We start from the raw sequence: 16,609 nt of genomic DNA, 5'->3' as shown, positions 1-16,609 counted from the left end.
TGTGTTGGACCCCGACTAGGGGGAGCCTTATCTGAGCCGCGTTCTTTCGACCCCCCCTTGAGACCAGCCCAGACAGGGCCTGCCTCGACCTGTGCCTAGGAGAAGCTATGGATTGGCGCCACCGCGCTGCGTGCCTGGAAGAAGACCCCGAACTCTTCTTCCCGATCGGAAACACCGGACCTGCGCTCGCGCAGATCGAACAGGCCAAGAGCGTCTGCAACCGGTGCCCGGTCGTCGACACGTGCCTGAAGTGGGCGCTCGAGTCCGGCCAGGATGCCGGCGTGTGGGGTGGCCTGTCCGAGGACGAGCGCCGCGCCCTCAAGCGCCGCACGGCCCGCCAGCGTCGCGCCAGCTGACCTCACGCTGGACACACGAACCTGACGCCCCGCGTCACCAAGGCCCCGACGGATCCTTTCGTCGGGGCCTGTGTCGTGCCGGGCCCCGGGCTAGGTCGTCGGGGCACGCAGCGTCACGTGCAGCACGACCTGCGTGCCGCCACCCTCGCGCGGACGCCACTCGATCGTGCCGCGCAGCTCGTTCGTCACGAGCGTGAGCACGATCTGCGTGCCCAGCCCCGAGCCCGCACCCTTCTCGGGATCCATGCCGACGCCGTCGTCCTCGACGACGACGCGCAGCTCCTGCCCCTCGCGCTCGGCCCGGATCTCGACCGTGCCCCCCTCGGTCGTCCCGAGCCCGTGCTCGACGGCGTTCGTCACCAGCTCGGTGAGCACGAGGGCGAGCGCCGTCGCGTCCGCCGCGGGAACCAGGCCGAACGCGCCCGTCGTCACGGTCCGCACCGGGCCGCCCGCGGACGCCACGTCGGCGGCGAGCCGCAGGCTGCGCCCGACGAGCACGTCGAACGGCACCGTCTCGTCGAGGGTCTGCGAGAGCGTCTCGTGCACGAGTGCGATCGTCGCGACCCGGCGCATGGCCTCCTCGAGCGCGGCGCGCGCCTCGGGTGACTCGAGCCGGCGCGCCTGGAGCCGGAGCAGGGCCGCCACGGTCTGCAGGTTGTTCTTCACGCGGTGGTGGATCTCGCGGATCGTCGCGTCCTTGGTGATGAGCTCGCGCTCGCGCCGCCGCAGCTCGGACACGTCGCGGCACAGCAGCACGGCTCCGGTGCGCTGGCCGTTCTCGGTGAGCGGGACCGCGCGCAGCGACAGGCACACGCCGCGGGTCTCGATGTCCGTGCGCCACGGCGCCCGCCCCATGACCACCAGCGGCATGGACTCGTCCACCGGCATCTTCTGCTCGAGATGCTTGGTGGTGACCTCGATCAGCGACCGACCGACCAGCGACCCGAGGACCCCCAGCCGATGGAAGGCGCTCAGTGCGTTCGGGCTGGCGTACAGGACCTCGCCCTCGGAGTTCAGGCGGATCAGGCCGTCCCCGACGCGCGGGGCACCGCGCCGCGAGCCGGTGGCGGAGTTGCGCAGCGGGAACTCGCCGCGCGCGATCATGCCCATGAGGTCGTCGGCGGCCTCGACGTAGTTGAGCTCGAGCCGGCTCGGCGTGCGCGCACCGCCGAGGTTGGTCTGCCGGGCGACGACGGCGATCGCGCGCCCGTTGCGCACGACCGGGACGGCCTCCTCGCGCACGGCGTAGGAACCGAACCAGCGCGGCTCGCGCGAACGCTGCGACCGCACCTCGGTGAGCGCCTGCCGGAGCTGGGACCGCTGCCCCTCGGGGGCGCGTGCACCGACGATGTCGTCGTAGTGCACCGTCGCGCCGGTGCTCGGGCGGCACTGCCCGATGGCGATGAAGTCGCCGTCCCGGGTCGGCAGCCAGAGCACGAGGTCGGCGAACGCGAGGTCCGCGATGACCTGCCAGTCCCCGAGCAGCAGGTGCAGCCATTCGACGTCGGCGGACTCGAGGTCGGCGTGAGTGGCGACCAGATCGCTCAGCGTAGGCACGCGAGTCAGCCTAATGCGGGTACTGCAGCACCTCACCGGCGCGCACCGGCGCCCACCACGCCCCGACCTTCGCTAATCTTCAGGGTGTACCAGCGAGTCCCCCGCGGGGACATCGCGGCCGGCGTGTAACCGGGCGCGGGCGAAGGAGGCCGAGTCCAGGTGTACGTCAACGTAGAGCTGCGGTACCGAGCGGATGTCTCGACCGTCGCCGCCATGCTGTCCGACCCTGCCTACGGGCGTGCGCGGGTCGCAGCCGGCGGGGCGACCGCCACGCACGTCGACATCCTCGGCAGCGCCGACGGCGCGTTCACGATCACCACTCGGCGGTCGATGCCCACCGATCAGATCCCGGCGAACATCCGCGCCTTCGTCGGCGCCAGCCTCGAGGTCCGGCAGATCGAGGCCTGGGAGGCCCCGGGCGACGACGGCCGCCGTGGGACGGTCGTCGTGGAGATCGCCGGCGCGCCGGTGCGCCTGACCGGCACCACGAGCCTCGTGCAGGACGGCCTCGATGCCAGCGTGCTGACCTACGCCGGCGAGGTGAAGGCAGGGGTGCCGCTCTTCGGCGCCGCGATCGAGGAGGCCGCCGCCCGCGCGGTCCGCACCGCCCTGGAGGCAGAGCAGCAGTCCGGGACCGACTGGCTCGAGGGCCGCGGGCAGCACGAGAACGCCTGAACCGGCCGCGACGCCGTCGGCGGATCCCATCGTCGACGTGTCCGATCTCACGCCCCGAGGGCGCGCCAGCGTAACGATTCCGTAACGCCACGAAACGTCGAAACGCTGTGACCTGCACCTTTACTTGGATGGGAGCGCTACCACGCCCATTCGCCAGTGCGCGCCCTTGACACCCTGGGCGGACGGGATCACTCTTCAACTACAACCCATGGGAGCGCTCCCGCGCAGAGCATCGGCAACATTGCGGGGCGGTGGGAGCGATTCCATCTTTGAACAGGTCAGTCTCAATCAGCTTCGACCAAGTGCCCGGCGAGGACGCCGGGCCAACTGACAAGGGAGTCACAGTGCGTAAGAGCAACAGCAGGATGTGGGCACTCGCAGCAGGGGCCACGGGTGTGGCCCTGCTCGCTACCGGGTGTGCCTCGGGCACGACGAGCGGCGACGCCACGACGGCGAGCAGCACGGAGAAGATCACCCTCACCGTCGCCACGTTCAACGAGTTCGGCTACGAGGACCTTCTCGCCGAGTACACGAAGCTCAACCCGAACATCACGGTCGAGCAGAAGAAGGCCGCGACCTCCAACGAGGCCCGCGACAACATGAACACGCGGCTCGCGGCCGGCTCCGGCCTGTCCGACGTCGAGGCCATCGAGGTCGACTGGCTCCCCGAGCTCATGCAGTACCCGGACAAGTTCGTCGACCTGACGGACAAGGCCGTCGAGGGCCGCTGGCTCGACTGGAAGGTCGCCCAGGCGACCACGGCCGACGGCGTTCTCATCGGCTACGGCACCGACATCGGCCCGGAGGGCGTCTGCTACCGCTCCGACCTGTTCAAGGCCGCCGGTCTGCCGACCGATCGCGCCGAGGTCGCCACCCTCCTCGGTGGCGAGTCCGCCACCTGGGACGACTACTTCGCCGCCGGCAAGAAGTTCACCGCCGCCGGTACCGGCACGCCGTGGATGGACTCCGCGGGCGCCACGTACCAGGGCATGGTCAACCAGCTCGAGAACGCGTACGAGAAGGCCGACGGCACGATCATCGCCGCCGACAACCCCGACGTCCGCAAGCTCTACGACACCGTCCTCGGCGCCTCCACGACCGATGGGCTCTCCGCCCACCTCGGCCAGTGGAGCGAGGACTGGACCGCGTCGTTCCAGAACAACGGCTTCGCGACCATGCTCTGCCCCGGGTGGATGCTCGGTGTCATCGAGGGCAACGCCAAGGGCGTCACCGGCTGGGACATCGCTGATGTCTTCCCCGGCGGCGGCGGCAACTGGGGCGGCTCGTTCCTGACCGTTCCGGCCCAGGGCAAGCACCAGGCGGAGGCCAAGGCGCTCGCCGCCTGGCTCACGGCTCCCGAGCAGCAGATCAAGGCGTTCGTCGCCAAGGGCACGTTCCCGTCCCAGACCGAGGCCCTCACGAGCCCCGACCTGCTCGGCGTGACCAACGCGTTCTTCAACAACGCCAAGACCGGTGAGCTCCTCGCCAACCGCGCCAACGCCGTCAAGGTCGCCCCGTTCAAGGGCCCGAACTACTTCGCGATCAACGACGCGATGCAGCAGGCGCTGTCCCGCGTGGACGTCGACAAGACCGATGACGCGGCGTCGTCCTGGGCGAAGTTCCAGACGGACGTCAAGGCCCTCGGCTAAGTAGTCCGCACACCAGCAGTCCCGCTGCGGGTCCGCCAGCACCATCCGGCGGACCCGCAGCGCACGGTTGCAGCCCGCGGCCTTCTGTGCCCGCTGCCTTGCCTGCCCCACCCTCACCCGCGCCGAAGGATTCCTCATGGCCGTGATCAGCCCCCCGAACCTCGAACCCGAGCTCGTACCGGCCCCGGACAGCGCGCCGCGGCGGATCGCCTTCCGCCAGAAGCTGGGGCGCTGGGACGTCAAGCTCTCGCCCTACCTGTACATCTCTCCGTTCTTCCTGCTGTTCGCCGTCGTCGGCCTGTTCCCCCTCGGCTACACCGCGTGGGTCTCGCTGCACGACTGGAACCTCATCGGCGGCAAGGGCGGGTTCGTCGGGCTCGAGAACTTCGTCACCGTCCTGCAGGCCCCCAACTTCTGGACGGCACTGCGCAACACCTTCAGCATCTTCCTGCTCTCCTCAGTCCCCCAGGTCTTCCTGGGGCTCGTCCTCGCGGCGGTCCTGGACGCGAACCTGCGCGCCAAGACGTTCTGGCGCATGGGCGTGCTGCTGCCGTACGTGGTGGCCCCCGTCGCCGTCGGCCTGATCTTCTCGAAGATGTTCGCCGACCAGTCCGGCCTCATCAACACCCTGCTCGGTGACATCGGGATCGACCCGATCCGCTGGCACGCCGAGGTGCTGCCGAGCCACTTCGCGATCGCCACGATGGTGAACTTCCGCTGGACCGGCTACACGACCCTGATCCTGCTCGCGGCCATGCAGGCCGTCCCGCGCGACCTGTACGAGGCCGCCGTGATCGACGGCGCCGGGCGCGCCCGGCGGTTCTTCTCGGTGACCATCCCGATGCTCCGCCCCACGCTCATCTTCGTGGTGATCACGTCCACCATCGGTGGCCTGCAGATCTTCGACGAGCCGCGCATGTTCGACCAGTTCGGCCAGGGCGGCGCCGACCGCCAGTGGATGACCGTGACCATGTACCTCTACGAGCTCGGCTGGGGCGCCCAGAAGAGCTTCGGCCGCGCCGCCGCGGTCGCCTGGATCCTGTTCCTCATCATCATCGCCATCGGCCTGATCAACTTCGCTATCACGCGGCGCATCGCCACCTCCGGATCCTCCAAGTCCAAGACCGGAAGGAAGTCGAAATGACCTCCGTCGCCATGACCGCACAGACAGCCGGGGCCGGTGCCGCCCGCGCGGCCGCCCGCAAGCGCAAGCGCATGGCCGGGGGTGCCGGCGCGAACCACCGGCCCGGCTGGGTGACCTACGCGATCCTCGCCGCCGCGCTCCTCATCTCGGCCTACCCGCTGTACTACTCGTTCCTGCTCGGCTCGTCCGACGCCCAGACGATCGCACAGAACCCCGTCCCGTCCCTGATCCCCGCCAAGCACTTCTTCGACAACATCACCCGCGTGGTCACCTCCGACATCCAGTTCTGGAAGGCGCTGAGCAACTCCGTCATCGTCGCGACCATCACGTCGTTCTCGGTGGTGGTGTTCTCGACCCTCGCCGGGTTCGCCTTCGCCAAGCTGCGCTTCCGCGGTCGCGGCCCGCTGCTGGTGTTCGTCATCGCCACGATGGCCGTCCCCACCCAGCTCGGCATCGTCCCGCTCTTCATCGTCATGTCCCAGCTCGGCTGGACCGGCAAGCTCGTCGCCGTCATCGTGCCCGCCATGGTCACCGCGTTCGGGGTGTTCTGGATGACCCAGTACCTCGAGGAGGCCCTCCCCTACGAGCTGATCGAGGCCGCCCGGATCGACGGCTGCTCGATGATCAGCACGTTCTGGCACGTCGCCCTGCCCGCGGCACGCCCCGCCGCGGCGATGCTCGCGCTGTTCACGTTCGTCGGGTCCTGGACCAACTTCTTCTGGCCCTTCATCGTGCTCGGCTCGTCCAACCCCACCCTGCCCGTCGCGGTCCAGCTGCTGCAGTCCTCGTACTTCAAGGACTACTCGCTCATCCTGGCCGGAGTGACCCTGTCGACCATCCCGCTGATCGTCGTCTTCGCGATCGCCGGCAAGCACCTCGTGTCCGGCATCATGCAGGGCGCGGTCAAGGGATGACCGAACTGCTCACCGGCACGGCCCCGTCGCCGTCGGACCCGGGGACCCGTCGGTTCCCGCCCGGCTTCCTGTGGGGGGCGGCCACCGCCGCTTACCAGGTCGAGGGGGCCGCGCACGAGGGCGGCCGTCGTGACTCGATCTGGGACACCTTCGCCCGGATCCCGGGCGCGGTCGTCGGGGCGCACACCGGCGAGATCGCGTGCGACCAGTACCACTGCATGGCCGACGACGTCGCCCTGATGGCACGCCTGAACCTCGCCTCCTACCGCTTCTCGACGTCGTGGGCGCGCGTGCGGCCCGACGGCGGTTCGATCAACCCGGTCGGCGTCGACTACTACTCACGCCTGGTCGACGAGCTGCTCGGCGCGGGGATCACCCCCTGGCTGACGCTTTACCACTGGGACCTGCCCCAGGCCCTGGAGGACACCGGCGGGTGGACCAACCGCGACACGGCCTACCGATTCGCGGAGTACGCCGTCGGGATGCACGAGGCCCTCGGCGACCGGGTCGACGTGTGGACCACGCTCAACGAGCCCTGGTGCTCGGCGTTCCTCGGCTACACCGCCGGGCTGCATGCGCCGGGCCACCAGGACCCGGCCGCCGGCCTGGCCGCGGCGCACCACCTGCTGCTCGGCCACGGCCTCGCGGTCACCGAGCTGCGCAAGCGCGCGCCGGAGGCGAACCTCGGCATCACGCTCAACTTCGACGTGCCCGACCCCGTCGACCCCACCGATCCCGGTGACGTCGAGGCGGCCCGCCTGCTCGACGGCCAGCTCAACCGGATCTTCCTCGACCCGCTGCTGCGCGGGTCGTACCCGGCCGACGTGCTGGCCGACGTCGCAGAGCTCGGCCTGGCGAGCCACATCAAGGACGGCGACCTCGAGATCATCTCCGCCCCCCTCGACACCCTCGGCGTGAACTACTACCACGGCCAGGCGGTCAGCGGCCGACCGGCCCCCGAGGCGCCCGGCGGGAACGCACCGGTCGCCCGGCCGACGTCGACCCCGTTCCCGGCTGCACCCGATGCTCACAGCCACCTGCGCGGCCTGCCGATCACCGGCATGGGTTGGGAGGTCCAGCCTGAGGGCCTCACCCGGCTGCTCGTCCGGCTTCAGCAGGACTACACCGGCCCCGCCGGGGTGGCCCTGTACGTCACCGAGAACGGCGCCGCGTACGACGACGTCCCGGACGCGGACGGCTTCGTCCAGGACGACGCGCGCCTCGACTACTACGACCAGCACCTGCGCGCCGTGCACGACGCCATCGACCTCGGCGTCGACGTGCGTGGCTACTTCGCGTGGTCGCTGCTCGACAACTTCGAGTGGGCGTGGGGCTACGAGCAGCGGTTCGGTATCGTCCGCGTCGACTACGACACCCAGGTCCGCACGCCCAAGGCGAGCGCACTCTGGTTCGCCCAAGTCGCTGCGAGCAACTGTGTACCGCCGCGAGACCACTCGGTGCCGACCCAAGCCTGACAAGATCGATCTATCCTGCACGACACGCAAGGCGAGGGGCGCATGACCACCGAGAGCGAGCAGTCGATCCGACCAGCCGTAGCGGCAGGCACAGTGCGCGGCAGCGCACCAGCAGGCCCCGTGCGCATCGGCGTGCCCACACTCGAGCAGGTCGCGGAGCGCGCCGGGGTGTCGCGGTCGACGGCATCGCGGGCCATCAACGGTGGCCTGCGGGTGTCCCCGGAGGCCCAGGCCGCCGTAGACGCCGCGGTCGCCGATCTCGGCTTCATCCCGAACCGGGCCGCTCGCACCCTGGTCACCCGGCGGACGAACTCCGTCGCGCTCGTCGTCCCGGAGCCGGACGACCGGGTCCTTACCGACCCGTTCTTCGCGGGCACGATCAACGGGTTGAACGCGGCGCTGCGGGACACCGAGCTGCAGCTCGTCCTCGTGATGGCCCGGCCGGACGACATGGCGACCCGCACCCTGCGCTACCTGCGCGGGGGGCACGTGGACGGCGCCATCGTCGCGTCCCACCACCGCGACGACGTGCTCGCCGCCGAGCTGAGCCGGTCGGCCGTGCCGACGGTCTTCGTCGGTCGGCCCTTCGAGGGCCCGCACCAGGTCAGGTACGTCGACGTGGACAACATCGGCGGCGGTCGGATGGCAGCGGAGTACCTCCTGAGCATCGGTCGCCGAAAGATCGCCACGATCGCGGGACCGCAGGACATGTCGGCCGGCCTCGACCGGTTGCAGGGCTGGTCCGCCGCCCTCGTCGATGCGGGGCTGGCGGGCGACGCCATCGCCTACGGCGACTTCACCGGCGACGGCGGCGCTCGAGCCGCCACCCAGCTGCTCGCCGAGCACCCCGACCTCGACGCGATCTTCGTCGCCTCGGACCTCATGGCGTCGGGCGCGCTCCGCGTGCTGGCCGACGCGGGCCGCACGGTGCCGGGCGACGTCGCCGTCGTCGGCTTCGACAACCTCGCGGTGGCCACCGCGACCTCTCCGCCGCTGACGACGATCGTCAACCCGGTTATCGATATGGCAAGGGCCGCCGGCGAGATCCTCCGCGATCTCCTCGCCGGCCACGAGGTCGACCCCGCCCCGGTGATCTTCGCCCCGGAACTTATCATCCGCGCCTCGGCCTAACCCAAGGCCGAACTCCCTCCTCCCCCTCCTCCCCCTCCTCCCCCACCAGCAAGCCCCACGCGCGCCCGCGAACTCGGAGGTTTGCTTCGAACTAGGACACCCTGCTGTCCGAGTTCGAGGCAAACCTCCGAGTTCGGCGGCTGGGGTTAGACGTGGCCGAAGCGGTGCCGGGTTTGGCTGATGGACTGCTCGCGGAGCATTGTCAGGAGCTCTCGGCGGCCGCTGGCCAGGACCGGGGCGTCCAGGACCGTGACCTCGCCGACGCGGGTCCGCGCGGCCTCGCGCAGGCCTGGCGCCTGGCCGACGACGCGGATGCGTCCGCCGACCCGGCCCTCGCGCACGCGGGCCGCGAACGCGTCGTCGGCCTCGACCTCGGCGCGGCTGAGCGTCACGGGCACGCCCGCCCGGCTGGCCGCCGCGAGCACGCGCGTGACCTCGCGCTCGACCGCCCCGGCCCCCACCCGCACGGTCATGTGCGGGATCGGGCGGTAGCGCAGCACGTTCGCCTCGACCCGCAGGCCGCTCGGGTCGTGCTCGGCACCGAACTCGTCCTGCCACCAGCGCGCGTCGTCGGCCGCGGCCCAGGCGAGCCAGGCGGCGTCGTCCATGGGGACCTCGGGGCTGTCGGACCAGCTGCCCAGCTCGGCCACGTAGTTGGGCCCGCCCGCCTTCGCGCCGGGTCCGACCGAGGAGGCCTTCCAGCCGCCGAACGGCTGCCGGCGGACGATCGCGCCTGTGATGTGCCGGTTGACGTACGCGTTGCCGACCTCGACCCGGTCGAGCCAGCTCGCGATCTCGTCCTCGTCGAGCGAGTGGATCCCGCCGGTCAACCCGAAGGCCACGGCGTTCTGCAGCTCGATCGCCTCGGCGAGGGTCTCGACCCGCATCACCCCGAGGACCGGGCCGAACACCTCGGTGAGGTGGAAGAACGACCCGGGCGCGACGCCGTGCTTGACGCCCGGCGTCCACAGGTAGCCGTCGTCGTCCAGCCGGCGCGGCTCGACGAGCCACGTCTCGCCCGGATCGAGCGTCGTCAGGGCCCGCAGCAGCTTGCCCGACGCCGGCTCGGTCAGCGGTCCCACCGTGGTGGCGAGGTCGGTCGCCGGGCCGACCCGCAACGAGCTGACGGCGTCCGCGAGCTGGCGGCGCAGCCGGTCCGACCGGCCGGCCGAGCCGACCAGGATGAGCAGCGACAGCGCCGAGCACTTCTGCCCGGCGTGCCCGAACGCGGACCGCACGATGTCGGCCACGGCGAGGTCGACGTCGGCCGACGGGGTCACGACGAGCGCGTTCTTGCCCGAGGTCTCGGCGAGCACCTCGAGGTCCGAGCGCCAGGACGAGAACAGCTCCGCGGTCTCGATCGAACCGGTCAGCACGACCCGGGAGACGTCCGGGTGCGTGACGAGCCGCCGTCGGGCCTCGCCCTGGGGCGACAGCACGACCTGGAGCACGTCGCGCGGCACGCCGCACTCGTCCGTCGCGCGGTGCACGGCCGCGACGGCGACCTGCACGCAGCGCGGGGTGCGCTTGGCGGGCTTGACGAGCACCGGCGAACCCGCGGCGAGGGCCGACAGGACCGAGCCCATCGGGATGGCGACCGGGAAGTTCCACGGCGGTGTCACCACGGTCAGGCCGTGCGACCGGAACACCGCGCCGGGGACCGCGCCGTCGGCGAGGAGCTCGGCCTGGTCGGCGTAGTACCGCGCGAAGTCGACCGCCTCGCTGACCTCGGGGTCCGCCTCGGCGATCGTCTTGCCGGGCTCGGCGATCATGGTCGCGACAAGGTCGCCGCGCGCGTCTTCGAGGTAGTCCGCGGCCAGCCGCAGCATCCGGGCGCGGTCGTGCGGGGGTGTTCCGGCCCAGCCGGCCGCGACGGCGGACGCGCGCGCGATCGCGGCGTCGACGTCCTCGACCGACTCGATCGTCGCGGCCGGGGGCACCGGCACCTCGCGCACCACCAGGTCGGCGGCCCACCGGCGCGACTGCGCGACGGCGGCGTCGGTGTCGGGCGTGTTGGTGAACGGCTGGTCGACCGTCGGCGTGACGAGGGCGGCGCGCGGCTGCCGGCGCGGCTGCGTCGAGGGCAGCTGGCTGTCCCGGACGGAGGCGAGGAAGGCCTCGCGCTGACCCTTGAGCCGCGTCTGCGGGTCGGGTGCACCGCCCTGCGCGAACAGCGAGTGCAGGAAGTTCTGCGCCGCGGCGTTCTCCTCCAGGCGCCGGATCAGGTACGAGATCGCGACATCGAAGTCCTCCTTCGCCACGACCGGCGTGTACAGCAGCACGCGCCCGACGTCGCCCCGCACGGCCCGGGCCTGCGCGGGCGCCATGCCCTGCAGCATCTCGATGTCGAGCGCCTCGCTCACGCCGCGCTCCGCGGCCAGCAGGTGCGCGTACGCGACGTGGAACAGGTTGTGGCTCGCGACCCCGACGCGGACGTGGGCGGACCGCTCGGGCAGCAGCGCGCGCTCGACCAGGCGCACGTAGTTGGCGTCCACCTCGGCCTTGGTCGAGTAGGTGGCCTGCGCCCAGCCGTGCAGCTCGGCCTCGACGAGCTCCATCGCGAGGTTCGCGCCCTTGACCAGGCGGACCTTGATCCGGGCCCCGCCGATGGCCCGACGGCGCTCGGCCATCGCCGTGATCTCGTCCAGGGCCGCGAGCGCGTCCGGCAGGTAGGCCTGCAGCACGATGCCGACCTCGAGGTCGCGCAGCTCGGGGTCGACGAGGATCCGCTCGAACACCGCCGTGGTCAGCGCGAGATCCTTGTACTCCTCCATGTCGAGGTTGAGGAACGTGCCGTGGCGCGCGGCGGCCAGGTACAGCGGTCGCAGCTGGGCCACGACCCGGTCGCGGCTGCCCGCCGTGTCCCACGTCGACAGCTGGCTCGCGACCGCCGAGACCTTGATGGACACGTAGTCGACGTCGGGCCGCTCGATGATCGCGCGGACGCGCGCCAGGCGGCTCGCCGCCTCGCCCTCACCGAGCACGGCCTCGCCGAGCAGGTTGAGGTTGAGCCGGAATCCTTCGGCGCGCGCGGCGGCGATGTGCGCGGTGAGCCCGCGCCCGGCGTCGGCCACGAGGTGCCCGATCAGCTGGCGCAGGCGGATCCGCGCGGCGGGCACGACGACGCGCGGCAGCAGCGGGGCCGCGCGCGTGCCGAGCCCGAGCAGCGTGCGGTCGACCGGTCCGAGGAAGCTCCCGGCGGCGTCGGTGTAGGCGGCCAGCCCGGCCAGCTCACGGGCCGCGACCGCGATGTCCTGCGGCCGCGCGACCCGGTCGACGAACCGGACGGCCAGCTCGAGGCCCGCCGGGTCCGAGACGAGCGCGGCGAGCCGCCCGGTGGTGCGCTTCTCGCGCGGCGTCTCACCGGCGGCGGTGGACTCGACCCACCGGTTCGCCAGGGCGATGGCGGCGTCGGTGAGGGACACAGTGCTCGTAGTCATACTCCAGATCATCGGCGTCGATCGGCCTTCGTGTCTTGTATTCGTTGGGCGCCCCACCCGACACAAACCCACCGATCGCCCGACGGGTACTCTCTCGGCTGACATGGCATCACGACCCGCGATCACGATGACGACCGCCGGCGCGCGCGAGGCCGCTCCCTCGTGGCCCGCCGCCGTCGTCGTCCTGCGCGCCCTGGGCCCGGAGATGCTCCAGCTCATGAACGAGCTGTCCGCGACGCTGTTCTGCGCGAAGGACTCGGGCGGTCGGTACGTCGCGGTCAACCAGGCGTTCGTCGACCGCACCGGCGAGCGCTCGCGCCGCGGGGTGCTCGGCCGACGCTCCGAGGACCTGTTCGTCCCCCAGCTCGCCGAGCACTACACCGCCCAGGACCGCGCGGTGCTCGACCTGGGCAAGCCGCTGCGCAACGAGCTCGAGCTCATCCGGCGGCCCGGCGGGCTGCCGGGGTGGTACCTCACGGCAAAGCTTCCGGTCCGGGTCGACTCGGTCGTCGTCGGCCTCGTGAGCATGTCGCAGGACCTGCGCACCTACGACACGGCCGACGTCGCCGTGCACTCGCTCTCCCGAGTCGTCGCGCTCGTGCACGAACAGCTCGCCGAGCCGATCACCGTGGCGCACCTCGCCGCGGCGGCCGGCTGCTCGCCGTCGACCCTGGACCGGCGCATGCGCAAGGTGTTCTCGCTGTCCCCGCAGCAGTTCGTGCTGCGCGCCCGGATCGACCACGCCGCCGCGCTGCTCAGCTCCTCGGACCTGTCGATCGCCGAGGTCGCGACGCGGTCGGGGTTCTACGACCAGTCGGTGCTCACTCGCACGTTCGGGCGACTGACCGGCGACACCCCGGCGCAGTTCCGGCGGCGCGCGCTGCCGGACCGCGGCGTGACGGCGAGCAGAGCGCACGCCGTCCCCCTACCGTGAGGCGGGTCGTCCAGCCCTGACCCGGTGAAGGTGATCTCCATGACGAGATTCGTGATCGGACCGGATGTCGCCCTGCTCCTGGCCCGCGACGAGGCGGTGATCCCCGACGAGCACCAGGTCCTGGCCCCGACGCTCGTGCGCTCCCAGGTCCTGGCGCTGGCGTATCGCGCGGTGCGCAGCGGGGAGATGACCCGGGCGGACGCCGAGCACCACCTCGCCTACGTGCGCGGGCTGCGGCTTCGGCTGCTCGGGGACCGCGTCCTGCAGCGCGTCGCCTGGGACGTCGCCGACCGGCTGGGCTGGCCCGACACGCTCGACGCGGAGTACATCGCCCTGACCCAGCTCCAGGCCGACGCGTTCGTCACGCTCGACCCGGAGCTCGCCGTCGCCGTGCGGGGCCTCGTGCGGGTGGCGCCCCTCGAGGACCTGCTCGTCAGCCGTACAGCAGCGACCCGGGGGTCGTGAGCACCTCGCCGGTCTCGAGCCACGTCTTGAGCCCGGACAGGATCATCGGCCAGCCGCCGTAGAGCTGCTCGTTGGCGCCGTCGCGCAGCTGGTCGTGGGTGACCGTGAGCCGGCAGGAGTCGGCGACCTGCTCGATCTCCCAGGTGACCCGCGAGGGGCCCTCGCTCAGCACGTCCTCGCCCCAGCGCGCGACCAGGGTGTGCACGAGGCGCCGCGGCGGATCGATCTCGAGCACCTCACCGTCGCCGAGCAGGCCGGGCGACCTGGGGTTCGTCATCTCGATGCGCGAGCCCGGCGTCCAGTCGGACGCGATCGTGCTGCCGAACTGGAACTTGCCCCGGATCTCCGGGTCCGTGATCGCGTGCCACAGCGCCTGGGGGGTGGTGCGGATGTAGATCTCGAACACCTTCTCCATCGAACTCTCCATTCGGGTCTTGAGGTCCGTGAGCCCGGCGGCCCACGGTTCGGCGTACTTGCTCACCCACGGGGCACCTGAGGCTTGGCGACGGCTGACCGACGGCAGACCCGCACAAACCGACCGCAGGCCGTGGGTCATCATGGACCGGTGACACCCGCCCCGATCGCGCCTCGATGACCGGATGACCCGCCACCGCAAGGCCCGACGGCGTCCCTCGCGCCGGGTCGCGATCGCGTGCCTGAGCGTCGCGCTCGTCGCGCTCGTCGCGGGGGCCGAGCTCCGCGCGGAGCGCGCCGCGGCCGCCGAGCGCACGACGGCGATCGCTCTCGAGCACCGGGCCCGGGCCGAGGCGGACCTGCACGAGGTCGAGCGCGCCGAGGCCGTCCTGCTGGCCGCGGCCCGCCGCGAGCACTCCCGGTCCGCCGAGGTCGCCCTGCGCGAGGCCGCGACCGCGCAGGCGGCCGCAGCGGCGGCTGATGCTGCTGCGGCGGCGGCTGATGCAACAGCGCCGACCCCCGCGCCCCGATCGCCGTCGGCCAGCCCCGCGCCCGCCTCCCCCGGCGTCCCGGTGTGGGTGACGTCGATCCCGACCGCCGACGGCGACGGCTCGAACGGTCACATGCCGGCGTCGGCCATGTGCCTGATCGGCTGGGGAACGGACGAGATCGGCAGCCCGCAATACCTGCGCTGCGACGCCGCCGGAGCGCTGACCCGGCTCAACGACTCGTTCCGCGCGCAGTTCGGCGAGTCGTTGGCGATGGACCTCACCTACCGCTCGTACGAGGAGCAGGTGGCCATCCGGGCGTACTTCGGCGGCGTGGCAGCCGAGCCCGGCACCTCGAACCACGGCCTCGGCCTCGCGCTGGACGTGCAGGAGTGGCCGGACGTGTACGGGTTCGCCACGCCGCGGTACGCCTGGCTCGTGGCGAACGGCCCGGCCTTCGGCTGGAGCGCGCCCGCGAGAGCGCGCGCCGACGCCGCCTATCCCGAGTACTGGCACTTCGAGTACGCCCCGTAGCGCTCGGGCGGCCGCGCGCCGACCCGGCGCGCGCGGGAGGGTGGCAGGGTGGGGGCGCGGAACCCGTTCGACCGGTCGGCAACGGCGCCGACCACCCCATCCGCCCACCGTGGAGGTTGATCTGCATGACCGAGTCCGGCACTCCCCCCGAAACCCCCACCGCCACTCCCCTGGAGACCGCGCAGGCCCAGCTCACGAACGCGGTGGAGATCCTCGGGTACGACGAGGGGCTGCACGCGATGCTCGCCACCTGCCGGCGCGAGATCAACGTCGCGATCCCGCTGCGCCGCGACGACGGGACCACCTCGCTGTTCCGCGGCTACCGCATCCAGCACAACATCTCGCGCGGTCCGGGCAAGGGCGGGCTGCGCTACGCCCCGAACGTCGACCGCAACGAGATCCGCGCGCTCGCCATGCTCATGACCTGGAAGTGCGCGGTCGTCGACCTGCCGTACGGCGGGGCCAAGGGTGGCGTGACGATCGACCCGCGCGCGTACTCCAAGCTCGAGCTCGAGCGGGTGACCCGCCGGTACACCAGCGAGATCATGCCGATGATCGGCCCGGAGCGGGACATCATGGCGCCGGACATCGGGACCAACGAGCAGACCATGGCCTGGGTCATGGACACCTACTCGGTGAACAAGGGCTACACGATCCCGGCCGTGACGACCGGCAAGCCGCTCGCGATGGGCGGGTCGCTCGGTCGCGCGACGGCCACGTCCCGCGGCGTCGTGCACGCGACCCGCGCGACCCTGGCCGACGCCGGCGTGGGCCTCGACGAGGTGCGCGTCGCGGTGCAGGGGTTCGGCAAGGTCGGTTCGCACGCCGTGCGGTTCCTCGCCGAGGCGGGCGCGAAGGTCCTCGCCGTGAGCGACCAGTACGGCGGGATCTACGCCTCGGGCGGGCTGGACGTCGCCTCGCTGCTCGCGCACGTCGCGGCGACCGGCAGCGTCGTGGGCTTCGCCGGCGCGGACCCGATCGACAACGCCGCGCTGCTCGCGCTCGACGTCGACGTGCTCATCCCCGCCGCCGTCGAGGGTGTGCTGACCGACAAGACCGCCGCGACCGTCAAGGCGCGCTGGGTCGTCGAAGGCGCCAACGGGCCGACGACGACGGCCGGCGACCAGGTGCTCGCCGACCGCGGCATCGTGGTCGTGCCCGACATCCTCGCCAACGCCGGCGGCGTCGTCGTGTCCTACTTCGAGTGGGTGCAGGCCAACCAGGCGTACTGGTGGACCGAGCGCGAGATCGAGGAGCGCCTCGAGCACCGGATGCTCAGCGCCTACTCGACGGTCGCGCAGGTCGCGCGCGCCGACGGGCTCACCCTGCGCGACGCGGCCCTGACCATCGGCGTGCGGCGGGTGGCGGAGGCCCACCAGATCCGGGGTCTGTACCCCTGATCGACGCGGTGCGGCCGGGTCCTCGCCCGGCCG

Annotated in this window: 13 protein-coding genes and 1 pseudogene; 11 read left to right on the top strand and 3 right to left on the bottom strand. The window is 71.8% G+C overall.

Features of this window, described 5'->3' with window-relative positions; all coding sequences use genetic code 11:
* Positions 1-107: 107 nt before the first annotated feature.
* Complete coding sequence (locus tag VTA80_RS14015; RefSeq protein ID WP_407341711.1) at positions 108-356, top strand: WhiB family transcriptional regulator; 249 nt, start codon at positions 108-110, stop codon at positions 354-356.
* 90 nt (positions 357-446) lie between these two features.
* Here the strand turns inward: VTA80_RS14015 and VTA80_RS14010 are convergent, their stop codons facing one another.
* Entirely contained in the window at positions 447-1,913 is a 1,467-nt protein-coding gene (locus tag VTA80_RS14010) for a sensor histidine kinase (protein ID WP_407341710.1), read from the bottom strand.
* Between the two features lie 159 nt (positions 1,914-2,072).
* On the opposite strand from VTA80_RS14010, the gene VTA80_RS14005 reads away from it, so the two are divergent.
* From VTA80_RS14005 to VTA80_RS13980, 6 genes are all read left to right on the top strand, one after another.
* Complete coding sequence (locus VTA80_RS14005) at positions 2,073-2,588, top strand: DUF2505 domain-containing protein (protein ID WP_407341709.1); 516 nt, start codon at positions 2,073-2,075, stop codon at positions 2,586-2,588.
* A 344-nt stretch (positions 2,589-2,932) separates the two neighbouring features.
* Positions 2,933-4,237 (top strand): extracellular solute-binding protein, encoded by a 1,305-nt coding sequence (locus VTA80_RS14000; RefSeq protein ID WP_407341708.1) that lies wholly within the window; start codon positions 2,933-2,935, stop codon positions 4,235-4,237.
* Between the two features lie 136 nt (positions 4,238-4,373).
* Entirely contained in the window at positions 4,374-5,381 is a 1,008-nt protein-coding gene (locus tag VTA80_RS13995) for a carbohydrate ABC transporter permease (protein ID WP_407341707.1), read from the top strand.
* A complete protein-coding gene (locus VTA80_RS13990) occupies positions 5,378-6,295 on the top strand; it encodes a carbohydrate ABC transporter permease (protein ID WP_407341706.1) in 918 nt (305 codons plus the stop codon). Before VTA80_RS13995 ends, VTA80_RS13990 begins: the two co-directional genes overlap by 4 nt.
* Positions 6,292-7,770 (top strand): GH1 family beta-glucosidase, encoded by a 1,479-nt coding sequence (locus VTA80_RS13985; protein WP_407341705.1) that lies wholly within the window; start codon positions 6,292-6,294, stop codon positions 7,768-7,770. Before VTA80_RS13990 ends, VTA80_RS13985 begins: the two co-directional genes overlap by 4 nt.
* A gap of 42 nt (positions 7,771-7,812) precedes the next feature.
* Positions 7,813-8,901 (top strand): LacI family DNA-binding transcriptional regulator, encoded by a 1,089-nt coding sequence (locus VTA80_RS13980; protein ID WP_407341704.1) that lies wholly within the window; start codon positions 7,813-7,815, stop codon positions 8,899-8,901.
* 146 nt (positions 8,902-9,047) lie between these two features.
* On the opposite strand, the gene VTA80_RS13975 is transcribed toward VTA80_RS13980, so the two are convergent.
* Entirely contained in the window at positions 9,048-12,341 is a 3,294-nt protein-coding gene (locus VTA80_RS13975) for a bifunctional proline dehydrogenase/L-glutamate gamma-semialdehyde dehydrogenase (RefSeq protein ID WP_407341703.1), read from the bottom strand.
* Between the two features lie 103 nt (positions 12,342-12,444).
* Here VTA80_RS13975 and VTA80_RS13970 point away from each other — a divergent pair, with 103 nt between their 5' ends.
* Together VTA80_RS13970 and VTA80_RS13965 are read left to right on the top strand one after the other, a co-directional pair.
* Positions 12,445-13,275 carry a helix-turn-helix domain-containing protein gene (locus VTA80_RS13970; protein ID WP_407341702.1) on the top strand — a complete coding sequence of 277 codons (831 nt, stop codon included), beginning with the start codon at positions 12,445-12,447 and terminating at the stop codon, positions 13,273-13,275.
* Positions 13,276-13,314: 39 nt separating this feature from the next.
* Positions 13,315-13,740, top strand: a complete 426-nt coding sequence (locus VTA80_RS13965; RefSeq protein ID WP_407341701.1) for a type II toxin-antitoxin system VapC family toxin — start codon at positions 13,315-13,317, stop codon at positions 13,738-13,740.
* Here VTA80_RS13965 and VTA80_RS13960 read toward each other — a convergent pair.
* Positions 13,709-14,224, bottom strand: a pseudogene (locus VTA80_RS13960) (SRPBCC family protein); the annotation flags it as partial. The gene VTA80_RS13965 and the pseudogene VTA80_RS13960 sit on opposite strands and share 32 nt — an antisense overlap.
* Positions 14,225-14,339: 115 nt before the next feature.
* Here VTA80_RS13960 and VTA80_RS13955 point away from each other — a divergent pair.
* A complete protein-coding gene (locus VTA80_RS13955; protein ID WP_407341700.1) occupies positions 14,340-15,176 on the top strand; it encodes a M15 family metallopeptidase in 837 nt (278 codons plus the stop codon).
* Between the two features lie 125 nt (positions 15,177-15,301).
* On the top strand, positions 15,302-16,576 hold the full coding sequence (locus VTA80_RS13950) for a Glu/Leu/Phe/Val family dehydrogenase (RefSeq protein ID WP_407341699.1): 1,275 nt from the start codon (positions 15,302-15,304) through the stop codon (positions 16,574-16,576).
* Positions 16,577-16,609: the final 33 nt, after the last annotated feature.

Source organism: Pengzhenrongella phosphoraccumulans (genome assembly GCF_045689905.1).
Lineage (GTDB): Bacteria > Actinomycetota > Actinomycetes > Actinomycetales > Cellulomonadaceae > Pengzhenrongella > Pengzhenrongella phosphoraccumulans.
The sequence above is the reverse complement of the archived record's forward strand: the minus strand, read 5'-3'. Positions and strand labels throughout refer to the sequence as shown.

Coding starts and splice junctions, on each gene's coding strand:
- VTA80_RS14015 (WP_407341711.1), top strand. CDS start 108: ATGGATTGGCGCCACCGCGCTGCGTGCCTGGAAGAAGACCCCGAACTC.
- VTA80_RS13995 (WP_407341707.1), top strand. CDS start 4,374: ATGGCCGTGATCAGCCCCCCGAACCTCGAACCCGAGCTCGTACCGGCC.
- VTA80_RS13990 (WP_407341706.1), top strand. CDS start 5,378: ATGACCTCCGTCGCCATGACCGCACAGACAGCCGGGGCCGGTGCCGCC.
- VTA80_RS13985 (WP_407341705.1), top strand. CDS start 6,292: ATGACCGAACTGCTCACCGGCACGGCCCCGTCGCCGTCGGACCCGGGG.
- VTA80_RS13980 (WP_407341704.1), top strand. CDS start 7,813: ATGACCACCGAGAGCGAGCAGTCGATCCGACCAGCCGTAGCGGCAGGC.
- VTA80_RS13975 (WP_407341703.1), bottom strand. CDS start 12,341: ATGACTACGAGCACTGTGTCCCTCACCGACGCCGCCATCGCCCTGGCG.
- VTA80_RS13970 (WP_407341702.1), top strand. CDS start 12,445: ATGGCATCACGACCCGCGATCACGATGACGACCGCCGGCGCGCGCGAG.
- VTA80_RS13965 (WP_407341701.1), top strand. CDS start 13,315: ATGACGAGATTCGTGATCGGACCGGATGTCGCCCTGCTCCTGGCCCGC.
- VTA80_RS13955 (WP_407341700.1), top strand. CDS start 14,340: ATGACCCGCCACCGCAAGGCCCGACGGCGTCCCTCGCGCCGGGTCGCG.
- VTA80_RS13950 (WP_407341699.1), top strand. CDS start 15,302: ATGACCGAGTCCGGCACTCCCCCCGAAACCCCCACCGCCACTCCCCTG.